The sequence below is a fragment of the Ruegeria sp. SATB027 genome (assembly GCF_059613825.1).
Window position 1 is genome coordinate 1 of the sequence record NZ_JBXWTH010000037.1, and the last position, 17,582, is coordinate 17,582.

General features: G+C 57.5%; 20 protein-coding genes. 7 read left to right on the forward strand and 13 right to left on the reverse strand.

Features of this window, described 5'->3' with window-relative positions:
* On the reverse strand, window positions 1-741 hold a 741-nt coding region (locus tag AC2FPW_RS09425), incomplete at its 3' end, for a DUF6473 family protein (protein WP_496813456.1).
* Window positions 742-906: 165 nt separating this feature from the next.
* Here AC2FPW_RS09425 and AC2FPW_RS09430 point away from each other — a divergent pair.
* Window positions 907-1,782 (forward strand): 3-hydroxybutyryl-CoA dehydrogenase, encoded by an 876-nt coding sequence (locus AC2FPW_RS09430; protein WP_209506328.1) that lies wholly within the window; start codon window positions 907-909, stop codon window positions 1,780-1,782.
* A gap of 47 nt (window positions 1,783-1,829) precedes the next feature.
* Here AC2FPW_RS09430 and AC2FPW_RS09435 read toward each other — a convergent pair whose 3' ends face one another.
* From AC2FPW_RS09435 to AC2FPW_RS09465, 7 genes are read right to left on the reverse strand one after another with little or no spacing between them, the layout of a single operon-like run.
* The gene (locus AC2FPW_RS09435) at window positions 1,830-2,729 is read right to left on the reverse strand and encodes a lysophospholipid acyltransferase family protein (protein ID WP_496813457.1); all 900 of its coding nucleotides are present in this window, start codon (window positions 2,727-2,729) and stop codon (window positions 1,830-1,832) included.
* A 40-nt stretch (window positions 2,730-2,769) separates the two neighbouring features.
* A complete protein-coding gene (locus tag AC2FPW_RS09440) occupies window positions 2,770-3,039 on the reverse strand; it encodes an HPr family phosphocarrier protein (protein WP_209506323.1) in 270 nt (89 codons plus the stop codon).
* A 15-nt stretch (window positions 3,040-3,054) separates the two neighbouring features.
* Window positions 3,055-3,447, reverse strand: a complete 393-nt coding sequence (locus AC2FPW_RS09445; protein ID WP_209506320.1) for a PTS sugar transporter subunit IIA — start codon at window positions 3,445-3,447, stop codon at window positions 3,055-3,057.
* Window positions 3,444-4,325, reverse strand: a complete 882-nt coding sequence (gene rapZ, locus AC2FPW_RS09450; RefSeq protein ID WP_496813459.1) for an RNase adapter RapZ — start codon at window positions 4,323-4,325, stop codon at window positions 3,444-3,446. Before rapZ ends, AC2FPW_RS09445 begins: the two co-directional genes overlap by 4 nt.
* Window positions 4,322-4,792 carry an HPr kinase/phosphorylase gene (locus tag AC2FPW_RS09455; RefSeq protein ID WP_480774136.1) on the reverse strand — a complete coding sequence of 157 codons (471 nt, stop codon included), beginning with the start codon at window positions 4,790-4,792 and terminating at the stop codon, window positions 4,322-4,324. Before AC2FPW_RS09455 ends, rapZ begins: the two co-directional genes overlap by 4 nt.
* A gap of 3 nt (window positions 4,793-4,795) precedes the next feature.
* Window positions 4,796-6,514, reverse strand: coding sequence for an ATP-binding protein (locus AC2FPW_RS09460; protein WP_496813461.1), 1,719 nt, complete (start codon window positions 6,512-6,514; stop codon window positions 4,796-4,798).
* A 31-nt stretch (window positions 6,515-6,545) separates the two neighbouring features.
* A complete protein-coding gene (locus AC2FPW_RS09465) occupies window positions 6,546-7,250 on the reverse strand; it encodes a response regulator transcription factor (protein WP_267364197.1) in 705 nt (234 codons plus the stop codon).
* A 345-nt stretch (window positions 7,251-7,595) separates the two neighbouring features.
* Between AC2FPW_RS09465 and AC2FPW_RS09470 the strand changes: the two genes are divergently transcribed.
* The 3 genes from AC2FPW_RS09470 (at window position 7,596) to AC2FPW_RS09480 (ending at window position 10,441) form a co-directional block, all read left to right on the forward strand.
* On the forward strand, window positions 7,596-9,194 hold the full coding sequence (locus AC2FPW_RS09470; RefSeq protein WP_496813463.1) for a phosphoenolpyruvate carboxykinase: 1,599 nt from the start codon (window positions 7,596-7,598) through the stop codon (window positions 9,192-9,194).
* 377 nt (window positions 9,195-9,571) lie between these two features.
* Window positions 9,572-9,862 (forward strand): hypothetical protein, encoded by a 291-nt coding sequence (locus AC2FPW_RS09475; protein ID WP_209506363.1) that lies wholly within the window; start codon window positions 9,572-9,574, stop codon window positions 9,860-9,862.
* Window positions 9,863-9,895: 33 nt separating this feature from the next.
* Window positions 9,896-10,441, forward strand: a complete 546-nt coding sequence (locus tag AC2FPW_RS09480; protein ID WP_267364195.1) for a hypothetical protein — start codon at window positions 9,896-9,898, stop codon at window positions 10,439-10,441.
* A 4-nt stretch (window positions 10,442-10,445) separates the two neighbouring features.
* On the opposite strand, the gene AC2FPW_RS09485 is transcribed toward AC2FPW_RS09480, so the two are convergent.
* Window positions 10,446-11,210 (reverse strand): sulfite exporter TauE/SafE family protein, encoded by a 765-nt coding sequence (locus AC2FPW_RS09485; protein WP_496813465.1) that lies wholly within the window; start codon window positions 11,208-11,210, stop codon window positions 10,446-10,448.
* A gap of 144 nt (window positions 11,211-11,354) precedes the next feature.
* On the opposite strand from AC2FPW_RS09485, the gene AC2FPW_RS09490 reads away from it, so the two are divergent.
* The 3 genes from AC2FPW_RS09490 (at window position 11,355) to AC2FPW_RS09500 (ending at window position 14,286) form a co-directional block, all read left to right on the forward strand.
* A complete protein-coding gene (locus AC2FPW_RS09490; RefSeq protein WP_496813466.1) occupies window positions 11,355-13,046 on the forward strand; it encodes an acyl-CoA dehydrogenase family protein in 1,692 nt (563 codons plus the stop codon).
* Between the two features lie 252 nt (window positions 13,047-13,298).
* Window positions 13,299-13,853, forward strand: a complete 555-nt coding sequence (locus tag AC2FPW_RS09495; protein ID WP_496813468.1) for a hypothetical protein — start codon at window positions 13,299-13,301, stop codon at window positions 13,851-13,853.
* 40 nt (window positions 13,854-13,893) lie between these two features.
* Entirely contained in the window at window positions 13,894-14,286 is a 393-nt protein-coding gene (locus AC2FPW_RS09500) for an META domain-containing protein (protein ID WP_496813470.1), read from the forward strand.
* On the opposite strand, the gene recO is transcribed toward AC2FPW_RS09500, so the two are convergent.
* From recO to era, 4 genes are all read right to left on the reverse strand, one after another.
* Window positions 14,270-14,995: a DNA repair protein RecO gene (gene recO, locus AC2FPW_RS09505; protein ID WP_496813472.1), complete on the reverse strand. Its 726-nt coding sequence runs from the start codon at window positions 14,993-14,995 to the stop codon at window positions 14,270-14,272. The genes AC2FPW_RS09500 and recO overlap by 17 nt on opposite strands.
* 201 nt (window positions 14,996-15,196) lie before the next feature.
* Window positions 15,197-16,183 (reverse strand): hypothetical protein, encoded by a 987-nt coding sequence (locus AC2FPW_RS09510; protein WP_496813473.1) that lies wholly within the window; start codon window positions 16,181-16,183, stop codon window positions 15,197-15,199.
* 140 nt (window positions 16,184-16,323) lie between these two features.
* Entirely contained in the window at window positions 16,324-16,653 is a 330-nt protein-coding gene (locus tag AC2FPW_RS09515; protein WP_496813474.1) for a DUF1491 family protein, read from the reverse strand.
* On the reverse strand, window positions 16,650-17,558 hold the full coding sequence (era, locus tag AC2FPW_RS09520; RefSeq protein WP_496813476.1) for a GTPase Era: 909 nt from the start codon (window positions 17,556-17,558) through the stop codon (window positions 16,650-16,652). The genes AC2FPW_RS09515 and era overlap by 4 nt, the downstream gene beginning before the upstream one ends.
* Window positions 17,559-17,582 lie beyond the last annotated feature (24 nt).

Here is a 17,582-nt window from a genome sequence, read left to right on the forward strand (position 1 = left end):
GAGCATATGCTCGGCCACAGGCTGTTGCAGCGTCCCGAACAACACGTCCTCGATCTCGTCTGACAAGGAGGACACACTGACCGTGCATTCCACTACATCGGCACACAACGGTCGAACCTGTTCGATCATGTCAGCATCGGGCAGGACAAGGTCGCGATGCCGATCCTCCTGTCGCTGTATGTGCAGCCAGAGAAGAACAACCCGTGGCTTGATCCGTCGCACCAGTTCGGATGTGTTGCGCAACCATGTCTCTCGCAACTCCTGTGCCACAACCTCAAAACGCGCGTCCTTTATGGCCCGCAACCGTTCCAGCAAATGCCTGACAAAGTGGATTTCCGTGAAATCGACCTCGGGATAAAGATCCAGCAGATCGCGCGAAGGTTCAAGAAACCGATCATTCCGACGCGGGTGCACGCGATAGAACCTGTTCGACTGGCAGGGTACGTCCAGCACTTGCAGCACACAACAGTCCGACCCGTTGACGAGGTTTAATACCCCCGGATCGGCAAGCAACGCGTCAGCCCCGCAAAAAAGGTTACCAAAATTGATACAAGGTTTCGGCAACCTTTTTGCAAGCAATGCCGGGTACGGATATTCCACGAACCGGCCAAACGTCTCTTCTCCACCCAGGCAGGCCACATAAGGCGTATCAAGATTTCCGGGCGGTGACCGAAACCACAGATTTGATCCAGCATATTGGCACGCGGCCTCTGTGCCGTTGCTTACACGATTAAAGCTCATACCAAGCCCCCCAAATTTTTCACCCAATTGCCAATTTGCGGCCTTAGGTATTGAGAATCTCCTAATGCGCGCATTTGAAGCAAAATTGACCGGTTCGATCCCCTTGCCGCCCGCCCCGGTCTGCCGATACTGTCCCGGTATCCTCCAGGGCAAAGGCAGCTGAACATGGAAGTTAAATCAGTCGGGGTGATTGGCGCGGGTCAGATGGGCAACGGCATTGCCCATGTTCTGGCTTTGGCGGAATACGATGTCTTGCTGAATGATGTCAGTCAGGATGCGTTGAACAGCGCAATGGCCACGATCGAAGGCAACATGGCGCGTCAGGCATCACGTGGCAAGATCACTGACGATGCGATGCAGGCGGCCCTGAAGCGTATTACAACCACCCTTGAATTGCCGCAGCTGGGACAGACCGATCTGGTGATCGAAGCCGCGACCGAGCGGGAAACAGTCAAACAGGCCATTTTCGAGGATCTGCAACCGCACCTCCTGCCGCATACGATCCTGACGTCGAATACGTCGTCCATTTCCATCACGCGTCTGGCCAGTCGTACGGACCGGCCCGAACGTTTCATGGGTTTTCACTTCATGAACCCGGTTCCGATCATGCAATTGGTGGAACTGATCCGCGGTATCGCAACGGATGAGGAAACCTTCAAAGCCTGCAAGGCGGTCGTGGACCGGTTGGGCAAAACGGCCGCCAGCGCCGAAGATTTCCCGGCTTTCATCGTTAACCGTATCCTGATGCCGATGATCAACGAAGCCGTTTATACGCTGTATGAAGGTGTCGGAAGCGTCCAATCCATCGACCAATCGATGAAGCTGGGTGCGAATCACCCCATGGGGCCGTTGGAACTGGCGGATTTCATCGGGCTGGACACATGTCTTGCCATCATGAACGTCTTGCATGATGGTCTGGCTGATACCAAGTATCGCCCCTGCCCGCTTTTGACCAAATACGTCGAGGCAGGATGGCTGGGGCGCAAGACGCAGCGCGGTTTCTATGACTATCGCGGCGAGGTGCCGGTTCCGACACGTTAAGTAAACCGCCCGTGCCCGGTACGGTATCGGTCAGATGAAAACGCGGGTCAGGACTTGCCTGACTTGCCCAGCGACAGCGTATGATTTCTGAGCCAGGTCATGAAACCACGCGGGTCTCTCTCCAACTGTTCCATATCCTGATCCGAGATCGGATCGCCAATGACCGGCGATTGCGGTTTTTTGCACGAGCGGACGATTTCATGCAGCAACAAGCCTTGCCGCAGGATCGGCGACAGCTTGTTGGCGATCTGGTACCAGCGCGAGTTGCTGCCGGGAAAGAAAATCGGCACCACACGCGCGCCTGAACGGCGGATCATTTTTGCGGTGAACACATTCCACTCGCGCTCGACCGCAGGGCCAAACCAGTCATCCGAAGACATGACGACACCGGACGGGAACAGCGCCACGACACCGCCTTCCTTCAGATGGTCCATCGCCTTGCCACGCATTTCCAGCATCTTGGCCTGCGCTTCGGGGTCATGCGGAAACGGAACCGGGATCATGAAAGACGTCGCTGCCTCATCAAGACCCGTCAGGACCGAGCGGGTCAGAATGCGATAATCACTGCGGACCCGCCCGATCAACTCGGCCAGAATCATACCGTCCACCATTCCGTGAGGGTGGTTGGCAACGACAACGACGGGGCCGGTTTTTGGGATGCGGGCAATCTGTTCTTGCGGTGTGGTCAGGTCAATCCCCATCACCTCAAGCGCGCCGCCCCAGAACCGCTGGCCCCGGTAAAATTCGTTCTTTTTCTCGAATTTGTTGACCATCCGCAGAATAGTCAGCTTGCCCGTGCACCATTCGATGGCGCGAATGGCCGTCGAAGTCCAGGCATCGTCGAACGAGTTCGCATAGGTCAGAGTTCTACGGTCGTAGATCTCGCCCTGATCTGCGGTCCCATCCACCACCGGGCGTGTCTTGGTCTCGTGCGTCGTTTCCGCCAATTCCTGGTCTTCCCGTTCTTCCTGTCCCGGCAAGGGCAGCTTAGAACCCCTCTCCGAACTTGTCGTTCACAAGCGCTTCCAGAGCTTCTGCCAATGCTTCAGCATCCGGTCCGGAGGTCTCGACGTCAATAGTTGTTCCGCGTGATGCTGCCAACATCAAAAGGCCCATAATACTGTCGCCTGACGCAGAAATCCCGTCCTTCGACACCTCGGCATGCGCATCGAAACCTTCCACAACCTCAACCAGCTTCGCCGAAGCGCGGGCATGCAGACCTTTTTCATTTATTATTTTCAGGCTTCGAGTGGTCATATTCATCAATCCGATTTAGTCCAATGTCACATTTTGCGCATTGATGTATTTCCGTCCAGCTTCCATTGCCTGACGAACAGCATCACCAACGGGTAAGTGGCGGCTTTTGGCCAATTTAATGAGCATTGGCAGGTTTGCCCCATACAATATCCGCCGATCCTGAGGGGCGCAGGCCCGCAGACTCAGATTTGAAGGGCTGCCGCCGAACAGGTCGGTTACAACAACAACACCGTCGCCCATATCCACTTCGTCAGCCGCACGACAGATTTCCGCCTGTTTTTCATCCCTGTCGTGGTCGGGTTCGATCGCAATGGCCACAAGGCCGGGCTGCGGTCCGACCACATGCTGTGTGGCGGCCAGGTATTCCTGGGCCAAACCGCCATGCGCAACGATCACTATTCCGATCAATCCGACCTCACACTCAACGACCGACGTTCCATCTCGCGATGCCTAATTGCCACCTGCTGCCCATCCTCTGCAAGGGCCTTTGCAACGGCTTCTGCCATTGCGACGGATCTGTGTTGCCCACCCGTGCATCCGAAAGCCACCGACAGATGTGCTTTTCCTTCGGCCCGAAAGGCCGGCAGCAACAAGGTAAGCAAATCCATCACCCGTCCAAGAAAGGGTTCGTAATTCTTATCCGATTGGACATAGCGCGCAACGTCCGAGTGTCGCCCATCCGCCGCCCGCAACTCGGGGCGCCAATAGGGGTTCGCCAGAAACCGGCAATCAAAGACCATGTCCAGCCCACGCGGAAGGCCCCGCTTGTACGAAAACGACTCGATTGAAACTGCCAGATGTCGCCCCCCCTGGGGCGCAAACCAGTTTTCAACTTCTTCCCGTAACTGGTGCACGTTCAGTTGGCTTGTATCGATCAGGGTATCTGCAATCTCGCGTATGGGGGCCAGCAGCTCTTTTTCACGCTGAACACCGGTCTCAGGGCTGGCATTCTTGGCAACAGGGTGCCGCCTGCGGGTTTCCGAAAACCGGCGCACCAATACGTCATCACTGCAATCCAGATACAAAACGGTCAAATCCACCCGCGCCATGCGGCCCAGGCTTTCGGCCAGTTCGATAAACCCGATTGTCGAGAAATCGCGATTTCGGGCGTCAATGCCAAGCGCCATTGGGCGGTCGCTGTCCGCGCTGTCCAGCAGGCGCAGCAGCAGGCCCATCGGCAGATTGTCGATGGCCTCAAAACCCAGGTCTTCCAGTACATGAATGGCTGTGGATCTTCCGGCCCCTGATGGGCCTGTTACCAGCACGATCCGCCGTTGCTCTGTCATTTGTTCGGCCATTCCGGGTGTACACGCCCATTCTTCAGAAGCTGCATCAACGCTGCGGCCAAGTTGGGCACGCCCGCCCCGCGAAGCAAGGGAACAGCTTGCCCCAGCAGCACGATTGTCGCCTCGGCAGGTAACCTCTGTGGCTCATTTTGATCCAGATCCACAACATAGTCCAAGGAGACCGGTCCGAATACATCCGCTTTGATCAAACCAATGTGACGGGCCTCGATCAAACCCTGTATCTGCGGCACGGCGGCGGCAATGACCTGATGGTCCCGCCTTGACAGTTCGACCCGATCATCCGCGACCAGACCCGCACCATAGGCCATCATCTGCAATGCCAATGCTGATTTTCCCGCGCCCGAGGCACCGACGATCAACAGCCCGCGCCCGGCAACTGTTACGCATGAGGCATGAACACAAGCGCTGTCCCGGTCTTTGGCGTCTGACAGAGAACCTGCTTGCATGAGTTATACAGGTAACCCCACCACAAAGCGTGCCCCTAGCGGGTCTGACGTAATATCCGCTTCGGTCGGGCGGATATTCTCAGCCCAGATTACGCCGCCATGGGCTTCGACAATCTGTTTCGAGATGGCCAGACCGAGCCCCGAATTGTTGCCGAAATGCTCGGGTGGGCGTTGCGAATAGAAACGCTTGAACACTTTGGTCAAGGCCTGTTCCGGAATACCCGGCCCGGTGTCTTCGACCACGACTAGAACACGGTTGTCGCGCTGACGCACCCAGACGCGGATGGCATCACTTTCTTCACAGAAGGAAATGGCATTGGTGATCAGATTGACGAATACCTGCGCCAGCCGTGCCTCAAGCCCGTTTATGACAATCGGTTCGGATGGCAGATCGGTGATATAGTCAATCCCCTTGGACCGCGCGTCCTCACCCAGATATTGACCGATATTGCCAATCAGCTTGAGCAGATCAAAGGGTTGCTCTTCTTCCTTAACCAGTTCCGCATCAAGACGTGACGCGTTCGAGATGTCGCTGACCAGCCGGTCCAGGCGCCGAACGTCATGTTCGATTACACCCAGCAGCTTGTCGCGCTGATCTTCGCGCTTGACCATGCGAAGCGTGCCAACAGCGGATTGCAGGCTGGCCAAGGGGTTCTTAATTTCGTGGGCGACATCAGCGGCGAACTGTTCGTTTGCGTCGATCCGATTATACAAAGCAGTCACCATGCCCCGTAAAGCGCGGCTGAGGCGACCGATTTCATCCGGACGGGCGCTTAGATCAGGGATGCGAATGCGCCCCGGATTGACCCCTGTGCCCCGATCCTTACCCATTTCGGCCGCTGCGGCCAGGTCCGCCAATGGGTTGGCGATGGTCGAAGCCAGCACAAGGCTCAGGCCCACCGAAACCAGCAAAGCCACCACGAACATTTGCAGAATGCGCTCCTGCTCACGGCGGGCCAGTGCGTCGATCTCACCGGCGGGGCCTGTGATTGCAACAGCTCCGGCCGGGGTATCTTCGTAAAGAATCGGAGCAGCGGCTACGATCACGGTCTCACCTGCGGCGTCCTGAACTGCCTGAACCTGCCTTTGACCTGCCAGCGCCTGTGGGATAATTCCCTGTACACGCTGTGCCAGAGTCGGCGCCTCGACCTCGGTCGACCAGTTGAGAAGGTTCGACACACCGATCCAGACCGCGTTCAGCGTGTCGCTGATCACCGTGCTGCCGGTTTGCACCTCGGAATTGGATTGCAGAAGAACCGGCATGGCCGACACTTGCGGGGCACCGCGTGTCCAGCCAATCAGGGTGCCACTGGCGTCATAGACAAAGACTTCGCCGCCTTCGGGAAGTGACAATCCTGACAGCGTATCTCTGACGTCGAGGTTGCCAGCATCCTGCGCGGTGTGCTGCGCACCCTGGCGCAGCTGGGTTTCAAAGACGTTGCTGACCAGCTGCGCATCGCCAAGCAGGTTGCGCGCCGTCTGCTGAACCGTCTCTTTCCGCGAATCGTCCAGATACAGCAATCCTGTAACCAAGATCACTAGCGCGATCAGGTTAAAGGTGATGATCTTGCGCGCCAAAGGCGAGCCCCGCAGAGAAAACAGGTTTCTCTGGGACCGCTTTTCCCTCAGTTCCGCTGACTCGGTATCGTCGGGAATGACCCAGTCATCCCCGAGTACGACGTCACCGTCACGTAGTTCGCTGGCTGCTTCGGTGTCGCGCACGAGAGCCCATTACCCCTTGCTGGCGTGGCGCCTATTCTTCGTTGTACCGATAACCGATACCATAAAGGGTTTCGATCGCCGAAAACTCGGGATCAGCCGCGCGCATCTTCTTGCGCAGACGCTTGATGTGGCTGTCGATCGTCCGGTCATCCACATAAACCTGATCATCATAGGCCACATCCATCAGCTGGTCGCGACTTTTGACGAAACCCGGACGCTGGGCAAGTGCCTGAAGAAGCAGGAATTCGGTCACGGTCAGGGATACATCATTCCCTTTCCAGCTGACCGCATGGCGCAGCGGGTCCATCCGCAAGTCGCCGCGTTCCATTACCTTTGTGTCGTTGCTATTGGCCGCAATCGCGTCGCCGCTTGTTGCTTCTTGCCGACGCAGCAGAGCGCGGATACGCTCAACCAGCAACCGTTGCGAGAAGGGCTTTTTCACATAGTCATCTGCACCCATGCGCAGACCCAGAACCTCGTCGATTTCATCATCTTTCGAGGTCAGAAAGATCACCGGCATCTGCGTTTTCTGACGCAGCCGTTGCAGCAGATCCATGCCATCCATTCGCGGCATCTTTATATCGAGTACGGCCATATCAGGCAGCTTTTTGTTGAACGCATCCAACGCGGCCTGGCCATCATTATAAGTTTCAACCTCGAAACCTTCGGCTTCGAGTGTCATGGATACAGACGTCAGAATGTTTCTATCGTCATCCACAAGTGCAATCTTTGACATCGGGCTCACCCCTATTCCTGCTCACTCGCGCAATAATTCGCTTATTTGTAAGGCATTGTTGGCGGTTTTAAGACGCCGAATCAATCCGTAACTGCGAATCGTGCCTTTGTTGCGGCAGGTCTGCGGCAAATTTGCCTTTATGCCCGCAAAAATATGCCCGGTTCTCGGTCATTGAATTTGTGATGGCGCTAAACCCGAACTTGGTTGCGCTAACTGCGTCAAACCCGCCTGTTCATGTCCTGAACGACCGTGGTAAGACGCGCCCAACCGCCGGTTTTCCCGGTACACTGCCCCAAAGGCGCCTCAGGGCCCAAAGCCCCCGCGCCGCCACAGGAGAAGATACACATGACATCTGGACGGGTTAACCCGCAATTCCGCCTCGAGGATCAGGGCATCGAGGGTCTGGGCAATGTCTATTATAACTTCATGGAACCGGCGCTGATCGAAGAAGCGCTGAAGCGCGGCGAAGGTACACTTGGAAATGGCGGTGCCTTTCTGGTCACCACTGGCAAGTTCACCGGTCGCTCGCCCAAGGACAAGCACGTCGTCAAAACCAGCAGCGTGGCTGACACTGTCTGGTGGGAAAACAATGCCGAGATGACCCCCGAGGGATTTGACGCCCTCTACCAAGACATGCTGGCCCATATGAAAGGCCGCGACTATTTCGTGCAGGATCTCGTCGGCGGTGCCGATCCGACCTACGCGATCAACGTGCGCATGGTGACCGAGCTTGCCTGGCACAACCTGTTCATCCGTCACCTGCTGCGCCGCCCGGATCGCGAGGATCTGGACGAGTTCACCGCGGACTTCACCATCATCAACTGCCCCAGCTTTCAGGCTGACCCCGCCAAACATAACTGCCGCAGCGAGACGGTTATTGCGCTGAACTTCGACCGCAAGCTGATTCTGATCGGCGGCACCGAATACGCGGGTGAGAACAAGAAATCCGTCTTTACCCTGCTGAACTACATGCTGCCGGAAAAAGGCGTGATGCCGATGCACTGCTCGGCCAACCATGCTGTCGGAAACGCGGTCGATACCGCCGTGTTCTTTGGTCTGTCCGGTACCGGCAAGACAACCCTGTCCGCCGATCCGTCGCGCACGCTGATCGGAGATGACGAGCACGGCTGGTCGGATCGGGGCACCTTCAACTTCGAAGGCGGCTGCTATGCCAAGACCATCAACCTGAACGCCGAGGCCGAGCCGGAAATTTATGCGACCACCTCGAAATTCGGCACCGTGATCGAAAACATGGTCTTTGACCCCGAGACCAAGGAACTGGATTTCGACGACGACTCGCTGACCGCGAACATGCGTTGCGCCTATCCGCTTGAATATATCTCGAACGCCTCGAAAAGCGCGCTGGGTGGGCATCCGAAGAACATCATCATGCTGACCTGCGATGCCTTTGGTGTACTGCCTCCGATCGCGCGGCTGACGCCTGCACAGGCAATGTATCACTTCCTGTCGGGCTTCACGTCAAAGGTGGCCGGGACCGAGCGTGGCGTAACCGAACCGCAACCCACCTTCTCGACCTGCTTTGGTGCGCCGTTCATGCCGCGTCGCCCGGAAGTCTACGGAAACCTGCTGCGCGACAAGATCGCCCAGCACGGCGCGACCTGCTGGCTGGTCAATACAGGTTGGACCGGTGGCGCCTATGGTGTCGGCAGCCGGATGCCGATCAAGGCCACCCGCGCCCTGCTGACCGCAGCGCTGGATGGTTCACTGCGCGACGCCGAATTCCGCAAGGACGCCAATTTCGGCTTTGACGTTCCCGTCTCTGTTCCGGGCGTTCCCGAAGTTCTGCTTGACCCGCGTCGGACCTGGGATGATCAGGCCGCATTCGACAAGCAGGCCGAGAAGCTGGTGCAGATGTTTGCCGAGAACTTTGAGCAGTATCTGCCGTTCATTGACGACGACATCAAAGCCGTCGCAATCGGATAAACGAAAAAGGGGCCGCTGGGCCCCTTTCTTTTTGCCGATCCGCAGCTTTTTTAGCTGCCCGCCGAATACTCATCTTATAGTTGTATATCGTTAAAAGCACATACAAGTGCGTTGTTTCAAAGTGCGATCTGCGCTAGGCATATTTACTGTTGAGACGAAAAAGCCCGGCACATTCGCGCCGGGCACTGACTGAAAGGACTTTATGGAAGCTCATATGCGCACACTCACAACGCTGGATTGAGCAACCTAATCAGGCTTCTAGTCTAAGTAAACGGGGATGAGTGTCAACATGGGACTGGCTGGTTAGTATTGCGATCAGCGTGGTTCAAATGGTCGCGGACAGGCGGCGGTTGGCACAGAAAACTACAGGTAACACCATGACGGAAATCTCGAAACTCACCGAACTACGCAAATTGATGCAAAGCATGGAGCGGACGCTTGGGCTGGAAAAACTATCTCCGGTTGAGCGCGACATCTATTACGCCGCGGAAGAGCTTTCAAAATCCACTCAGGAAGTGCGTACGTTCGGTTTGATCGAGCATACTTTGGTCCAAAGCATTTCGCGCCCAACTTTTTTTCGTGCGCTGAAATCGCTGGTCGAAAAAGGCTATCTTTCGCAAAGCGGCAGCGCCAACCGCGGGCGGTACATTGTTCATGCCCCCAGATGACGCGCCCCGTGCGCGCACGGTGATGTGATCGCAATGCGCGGCTGGGCGACTGACACCCTTGCGGCTTCACTGGCTTATGTGCTGGCGTCGATACTGACCTTCGCCGTGCTGATGCCAATGCAGAACGTGTTTTTTCCGGAATACCCAAGCCGGGCGAGCCTACTGTTTTTGCCGCATGGCGTGCGGGTCCTGTCGGCCTGGCTGCTGGGGTGGCGTGCGGTATTTGCGTTGCTGCCGGGTGTGTTCATCGTCTTTGCTTATCTGGCGGGAACGGATGTTTTCCTGCCCACCCGCCTGCTGGCAATTGCTGTCGCGGTTCTGACAGTTCCTGCGGTTTTCTATCTGCTCAAGGCTGTCGGATGGGACCTGTTCCCCAACCCGAACCGCAAACCCTGCTGGATTTGCGTTATGGGCGTGGGCATAGCCACATCCATTCTGGTCTCTGGCCTGACCAATCTGGTCTTTGGCAGTGCAACGGTTGAGTACATCGCGTTCCTTATCGGCGACATCTCGGGCTTGTTCTTTCTGATGCTGGGTCTGTATTTCGCGTTCCGGTTTGCAGACAGGCGACCGGGCTAGCGCCTTAGCCCATCAGGCCACGCCGCAGCAGGTTCAATCCCGCCACCAGTAAAACGAACAGCGTCGCCTTGCGAAAGCTTGCCTGATCGATGCGATCCTGCAATTTTAAACCAACCCACATGCCAAGCATGGCAGGAAAGATCAGTATTACTGAAAACGGGACCGTTTGCACCCGCAGAAAACCGGACCAGACATGCGCGGCCAGTAACATGACCGCCCCCAATCCATAGATGACGCCCTGAATTCGGATTTGCTCGGCCTTCGGGGTATTCAAAGCCGTCAGATAAGCAACTGTGGGGGGACCCCAGATGCCCGACATGCCACCCACGAACCCGGCGACGCCGCCAACAATGGCCTCAACACCGGTTGATGGATGATTTAGTACCAGCCTGACGCCCAGAACCTGCACAAGGGCGAAGAAGGACACAAACACACCGATCAGCAGCAGGAAGACCGAGCCGGGCACCAGCGTAACCAGCTGTGCGCTCAGTACCAGAAAAATACCGCCAACGACCAGGAACACCCGAAACCGGCGAATAGAGCTGAGTGCGGCGCTGGCGCCCCCGCGAAAAGCCTGAACGCCATTGGTGACAAGGGTCGGCAGAATAAGCCCCGCCAGGGTCAGATCCGGTGGCAGAAACGAATTCAGGCCAGATACAAACACCATGGGCATGGCAAATCCAACCATGCCCTTGACCCATCCGGCGGCAAAGGCGACGGCGATGGCAAGTAACAGCTCTTGCGGCGACAGAAGGGAAAACAGGTCCATGCCTTCTAGATATCATCTGGATTTTCTTCTGCATTGCAAAAATGATAAGGTAATTTTTGAACTTTCTAGCAGCAAATTGAGTATTTTTGTTGCGCTGCACGTGCAGCATGATATGACCAGACGACCGAGGAAAGGACGCGATTCATGGCCCATGACGGACAGGATATGACCCAAATGACAACTGATGCAGTTTTGCCCGATCTTCTGGATTTAACGCGGGCCGCCTTGCCTGCTGTGGACGCCGTTTTTGAAAAAGCCCGCGCATCCGTGCGTGGCATGGTGACCGCCGAGGGCCGGGTCTCTGGCGTTTTGATCGAAGCAAATCAGACCGCCGCGCATGGTCTGGCCTGGCTGGCGACATATTCGCAGTCGCTGCAACAGATGCAGCGCTGGGCCGAAGCGCTGCAAGCCGAAGGCAAATTTGGCGAGATCGAGCAGTTGCTGCACCAGATCGCCTTTGGCGAATATCTGCATCAGGTCGCGGGCGGTATTCCGATGAACCAGGGCGAGGTGGTGCGTCTTCAGGATATGGGTCTTGGCTGGGACGCGCTGTCGGGCTTTCAGTCGACCGAAGTGCAGACCTTGATGGCACGGGCCAATTCTCAGGCCGCACGTAGCCGTCTGGTTGCGCTGATGCAGGATCAGGCCGGAGCTACGATGTTCGGCGCGTCCGGTCTGGATGAAGAGCTTGAGATGATCCGGGACCAGTTCCGCCGCTACGCGCAGGAAAAGGTCGAACCAAACGCGCATGACTGGCACCTGAAGGATGAACTGATTCCGCTGGAAATCATTGAAGAACTGGCGGAAATGGGCGTTTTTGGCCTGACCATCCCCGAGGAGTTCGGTGGGTTTGGCCTGTCCAAAGCGTCGATGTGCGTGGTGTCCGAGGAACTGTCGCGTGGCTATATCGGCGTGGGTTCGCTGGGTACCCGATCCGAGATTGCGGCCGAGTTGATCATCGCGGGCGGCACCGACGCGCAAAAGGCACAGTGGTTGCCAAAGATCGCCAGTGCCGAAATCCTGCCGACCGCCGTTTTCACGGAACCTAACACCGGTTCAGACCTTGGCAGCCTGCGCACGCGCGCGGTCAAGGATGAGAATGGCGATTACAAGATCACCGGCAACAAGACCTGGATCACCCACGCCGCGCGAACCCATGTGATGACCCTGCTGGCGCGGACCAACCCCGACAGCACCGACCACCGCGGCCTGTCCATGTTCCTGGCGGAAAAGACACCGGGCACTGACGAGAACCCCTTCCCAACCCCCGGCATGACCGGTGGCGAGATCGAGGTTCTGGGCTATCGCGGCATGAAGGAATACGAGCTGGGTTTTGACGGCTTCCACGTCAAGGGTGAGAACCTGCTGGGCGGAGAAGAAGGCAAAGGTTTCAAACAGTTGATGGAAACCTTCGAAAGTGCGCGCATCCAGACCGCCGCCCGCGCCATCGGCGTGGCACAGTGTGCGCTGGACATCGCCATGCAATATGCGATCGACCGCAAGCAGTTCGGAAAATCCCTGATCAACTTCCCGCGCGTGTCCGGCAAGCTGGCGATGATGGCGGTCGAAATCATGATCGCGCGTCAGCTGACCTATTTCAGCGCATGGGAAAAAGATCACGGCCAGCGCTGTGACCTTGAGGCCGGTATGGCCAAGCTGCTTGGTGCGCGTGTGGCCTGGGCTGCGGCGGATAACGGGTTGCAGATTCATGGCGGCAACGGCTTTGCGCTGGAATACAAGATCAGCCGCGTTCTGTGTGACGCGCGTATCCTTAACATTTTCGAAGGGGCGGCCGAAATTCAGGCACAGGTCATCGCACGACGTCTGCTCGGGTGACCCATTTCGGCAGTCCTGTTTCCCCGACTGGCCCGGCGCTTGCGCCGGGTCTTTTTCCTGATTTGTACAATCTGTACGCGGTCCGAACCGTGCAGAGTACGTTTTGTACAATACATACCATTGCCCCTCGCGGCCCGCGTAACGGTCATATCTGACCTGCGTGTTTCAAAACTTCCCCCTTTGATCCCGCCCTTTTCACCGGTAGAGCATCAACCGGACACGAGGCGTCGAAATTAACTTTTGGAATACCGCATGACCCGACCTTTCCTTGCCATTTGGGCCGTTCTTGCGGCTCTTGCTCTGTCGGCTTGCACCACCCCGCAGCCGACGGTGAGCCGGAACGATATCGATGCGCTGGCGCAGTCGATCCAGGCGCTTGGGCCCGATGTTGATCCGGTCGAGGCACAGCAAGCGGCCACGATTGCCTATGCCTATTCGCAGCAGCTGAAGAAGGACTGGAATGTCACCGACCCGGCAATCATCCACAATGCCAAGGTCATCAACGGGTTCCGCGAAAAGGGCCTGTGCAATGACTGGGCCGAAGCGATGACAAAACGCCTGCGGCAGGAAAATTTCCGGACGCTGGACCTGAACTGGGCCACGTCGCCGCCGACCCCGCTGCGCATCATCCACCATTCGGCATCGATCAGCGCCAAGGGGGACACGATGTATGATGGCATTATCCTGGACCCCTGGCGCAACAGCGGTGCCTTGTTCTGGGCACCGGTGCGCGAGGATACGCGATACAACTGGGCACCCCGGCTGGAAGTGCGCGAGCGGCTTCTGAACGGGTCTTTGCCCTACTGACCCGGTTTCGCCGACAGGGCTGATACGCTAGAACCCTGCCATGACACGCCTGATCCTGACCCTGCCTTTGATGGCCCTGTTTCAATGCGACAGGGATGAATCCGTTGCCGCCTATGGCGCGGCAGACCGGACATGGGCGTTGCAGGAGATCGACGGACAGCCCTTTGCCGCCGGCACCCTGCTGCGGTTCCCAGAAGAGGGCAGGATCACCGGAAATGCCCCCTGCAACAGCTATGACGGTACGCTGAGCGCGCCCTACCCGTGGTTCGAAGTTCAGGACCTGAGAGCAACGCGGGCCGCCTGCGCCGGGCTTGAGGCAGAAGGGGTCTATTTCGCCGCCCTTTTGGCCATGACCCAATCCGAAGTGTCGGGCGATGTGCTGATCCTGCGCAATGAGGACGGGCACGAGATGGTGTTCACAGCCGCCGAGTGACCTGATCCACAAACCGCGCGCGCGCCTCGGGCAGTGGGTTATGCCCCAGCGCGGGGGCGACGCGATGGTTCAGGAAATACCCGGTTGTGCGCAAAGCTTCGGCAATCTCGGCATCCGGCGCGGTGCCTTCGCCCCGCAGGCAGGGCGGCAGCGGCAACAGCTTGTCTGCCCATTCCCCCGCCCCTTTGACACTGACGGCGCGCCCGGTCTTGGGCGACACATAGACCAGCCCCTCGGTCGTGCCGGTCGCGGCGCAGGCGGTCAGATCAAGGCCAAAGCCAAGCTCGTCCAGCAGCGCCAGTTCCCATCGCAGGTAGGCCAGCGGCCAGATCTCATCCTGTCCCAACAGGTCCATCAACCGCTCGGTCCGGGTATAGAGCGCCGGGTGCGCCTCTCGTTCGGGCAAGCAGAAGGACAAAAGCGACACGACGGCGTTCAGCCCGGACAGGGCCAGCCGCCCGGAAAACGCCGCCGCCGCGCGCGAGCGCAGAGGTTCGACCTGAAAGGTGCCGATATGTTCTTCCAGCCGCGCGCGCCACAGCACGTCCAGCTGCGCGCCGGGTTGCAGGATCGGTGCGATCTTGCGGCTGGCCCCGCCCCGCACCACACCGGCATGACGCCCGTGGGATTCGGTAAAGACCTCGATAATCGCCGAGGTTTCGCCGTGGCGGCGAGAGGTCAGTAGGATGCCGTGATCGCGCCAGTCCAATTCGGGGTCCTGTCGGTGATTAAGTTGTGGTGTTCCCAGAAAATCGTGAAGGGTTCCGTTCTGCAATGGTTTTGCACATCAAACGCGGAAAGATAGGTGAACCGCGTGGTCCGACGGCAGGGGGCTAGTAGTTTAAGTGGACAAAGTACGTTTTCGCTCCGAATACACTAATGACAGCTTCAATCAATTGAACCGAGGACCCTAAAAGGGGATTTCGCGGTCTAGACCATGCGATCTTGTAGCGTCCGGAAGCGCGCCCGACGGTAAGGGTTGATTGGTTACGGTAAACAAATTGAGAATATCATCTCTGTCCATAAACATGATCTGACTTCGCTTGGTTGCATCCAGCTTTTCACCTAGCCAGTTCTTGGCCTGCTTAGTGATTTCACCCCCCGCAACGATGAAGGCGTGATCTACAAGCGCTTTCTTACTTGTCTCAGGATCAAAGATTTCGTGACCGAGCATCATGAGAACCTGTTGGTATATTTCAGAGATGTTCTTGTTGCTACCCTTGCTCATACCTGCTGCGTCGAGCTTCCCTTTCTTTGCTTGGATTCCAAAGTAGAGCACATGTTGCGTCGGCAAGACGTAACGCATCCAAATGTCTTTGCCGTATTCCAATGCTTTATCTTTGTGCCCGGCTGCTTGAATGCGATGAAAACCTAGCTGCCGAAACAGCGGCAGTAGCACCTCCTCGATCAGTTCATCTTCAGAGCATTGATCTAGATAGCCGCTCAGGCTGTTCCGGCGTTCCAATTCCTTGGGTGTAAACGGTCGATGAGGGTTGGCTGCCTGGGAGATTGTCTTTGTACCGACATGTCTGATGTATAGGAGATCGTCTTCTCCATAGTAGGCTTCGAAACCTTCACGGAAGAACGGCTTGTTGATGTGTTCAAGCGCAAGGCTGCGATCAGGGTCATCTTCTTCGGCGTCAGCCTTGTGCATAAGAACTCGAAAAACATGCACAAATCGTTCCGGAAGAACGTATGGCCCCGATGACGGTTCGGCCAATAGTTCGGCAAGTACACCAACAGTCCACGCCCAGCGTGTTGAGCCATCGTGTGCGTAGTCCATATCGCATTCTTCGAAGAAGCGCGTGATGTAGCTGCTAGAGCGATATGGAAAATACGGGGCATCGCCGATTACGGCTTCTGCCAAGGATCGCAAGTTCCTGTCTTTGAATTTCATTTGCCACACCTTGCGATATCGAGAACACTGCTTGAAAGGCTTGGTTTGTTGCCGACATTACTTCAAATTTCGAGAACAGACGTTCATACAACCTACAGCAATTGTCAAAGTGGCCTCAAAGCCGACATTCACCCGGCCCGCTACTCCAGCCCCTCTTCACCCAGCAGGTGCCGGCCTTGCCGGTCTTCAACCTCGATCACCCAGAGGTCGGGGTCAAAGCTGCGCTGGCGCTGGATGGCGTGATCCACGTCGCCCTCGGGACCAGAGGAAAGTTCGAGCCATGTGCGTTCGCCGCTCATCAGATCAAAGCTGCGCTGAAAGGCGCTGGCCTGCCCGTCGAGCGTGTTGAGCTTGACCAGAACCGCGCCCGCGGTGTCATCGCCATGGGCCACAACAAAGGCGGGGATTTCCTGAAACCGGAGCCGCGCCAGATAGGCGTGAACCCAGAAATCGGCGGTCAGGCGGGTCATGCGTTACCGTCTTTGAAATCCAGACCCATTTCCGAATAGCGCTCGGATTCCTCAAGCCAGTTGGGCCGGACTTTCACTTGCAGGAACAGGTGGATCTTGCGGTCGAGGAACTCTTCCAGTTCCGCCCGCGCGGCCTGACTGACGGCCTTGATCGTCTCGCCCTTCTTGCCCAGAACGATGCCCTTGTGGCCGTCGCGCATGACATAGATGACCTGATCGATTCTGGCCGAGCCGTCCTTGCGTTCTTCCCAGGTCTCGGTCTCGACCGTCAGTTGGTAGGGCAGTTCCTGATGCAGGCGTAGGGTCAGCTTCTCGCGCGTCATTTCAGCGGCGATCATGCGCAGGGGCAGATCGGCGATCTGATCTTCGGGATAAAGCCACGGGCCTTCGGGCAATTCGCCCGCCAGCCATTTGCGCAGGTCGTCGACGCCGTGGCCTTTTTCCGCCGAGATCATGAAGGTTTCGGCAAAAGGATAGCGCGCGTTCAACTCGCCGGTCAGGGCCAGCAGCGCCTCGGACGGGACCTTGTCGATCTTGTTGATCGCCAACGCGATCGTGCGGCCCTGCCCGATTTCTTCCAGACCTTCGAGGATGCGCTCGACCCCTTCGGTGATGCCGCGATGCGCCTCGACCATGAGCACGACCACGTCGGCATCCGCGGCCCCGCCCCATGCGGCGGCGACCATGGCGCGATCCAAGCGGCGGCGGGGCTTGAACAGGCCGGGCGTGTCCACAAAGACCAGTTGCGCATCGCCTTCCATCGCAACGCCGCGGATACGGGCGCGGGTGGTCTGCACCTTATGGGTCACGATCGAGACCTTTGCCCCGACCATGCGGTTCAGGAGGGTGGATTTGCCTGCGTTGGGCTCTCCGATCAGGGCGATAAATCCGGCGCGTGTGGTCATGTGTCTGGCAATCCTGTCTGCAAC

Coding starts and splice junctions, on each gene's coding strand:
- AC2FPW_RS09490 (WP_496813466.1), top strand. CDS start 11,355: ATGGCCCATGACGGACAGGATATGACCCAAATGACAACTGATGCAGTT.
- era (WP_496813476.1), bottom strand. CDS start 17,558: ATGACCACACGCGCCGGATTTATCGCCCTGATCGGAGAGCCCAACGCA.
- AC2FPW_RS09440 (WP_209506323.1), bottom strand. CDS start 3,039: ATGACCACTCGAAGCCTGAAAATAATAAATGAAAAAGGTCTGCATGCC.
- AC2FPW_RS09485 (WP_496813465.1), bottom strand. CDS start 11,210: ATGGACCTGTTTTCCCTTCTGTCGCCGCAAGAGCTGTTACTTGCCATC.
- AC2FPW_RS09455 (WP_480774136.1), bottom strand. CDS start 4,792: ATGCAAGCAGGTTCTCTGTCAGACGCCAAAGACCGGGACAGCGCTTGT.
- AC2FPW_RS09475 (WP_209506363.1), top strand. CDS start 9,572: ATGACGGAAATCTCGAAACTCACCGAACTACGCAAATTGATGCAAAGC.
- AC2FPW_RS09430 (WP_209506328.1), top strand. CDS start 907: ATGGAAGTTAAATCAGTCGGGGTGATTGGCGCGGGTCAGATGGGCAAC.
- AC2FPW_RS09465 (WP_267364197.1), bottom strand. CDS start 7,250: ATGTCAAAGATTGCACTTGTGGATGACGATAGAAACATTCTGACGTCT.
- AC2FPW_RS09515 (WP_496813474.1), bottom strand. CDS start 16,653: ATGACCCGCCTGACCGCCGATTTCTGGGTTCACGCCTATCTGGCGCGG.
- AC2FPW_RS09495 (WP_496813468.1), top strand. CDS start 13,299: ATGACCCGACCTTTCCTTGCCATTTGGGCCGTTCTTGCGGCTCTTGCT.
- AC2FPW_RS09470 (WP_496813463.1), top strand. CDS start 7,596: ATGACATCTGGACGGGTTAACCCGCAATTCCGCCTCGAGGATCAGGGC.
- AC2FPW_RS09510 (WP_496813473.1), bottom strand. CDS start 16,183: ATGAAATTCAAAGACAGGAACTTGCGATCCTTGGCAGAAGCCGTAATC.
- AC2FPW_RS09480 (WP_267364195.1), top strand. CDS start 9,896: ATGCGCGGCTGGGCGACTGACACCCTTGCGGCTTCACTGGCTTATGTG.
- rapZ (WP_496813459.1), bottom strand. CDS start 4,325: ATGACAGAGCAACGGCGGATCGTGCTGGTAACAGGCCCATCAGGGGCC.
- AC2FPW_RS09500 (WP_496813470.1), top strand. CDS start 13,894: ATGACACGCCTGATCCTGACCCTGCCTTTGATGGCCCTGTTTCAATGC.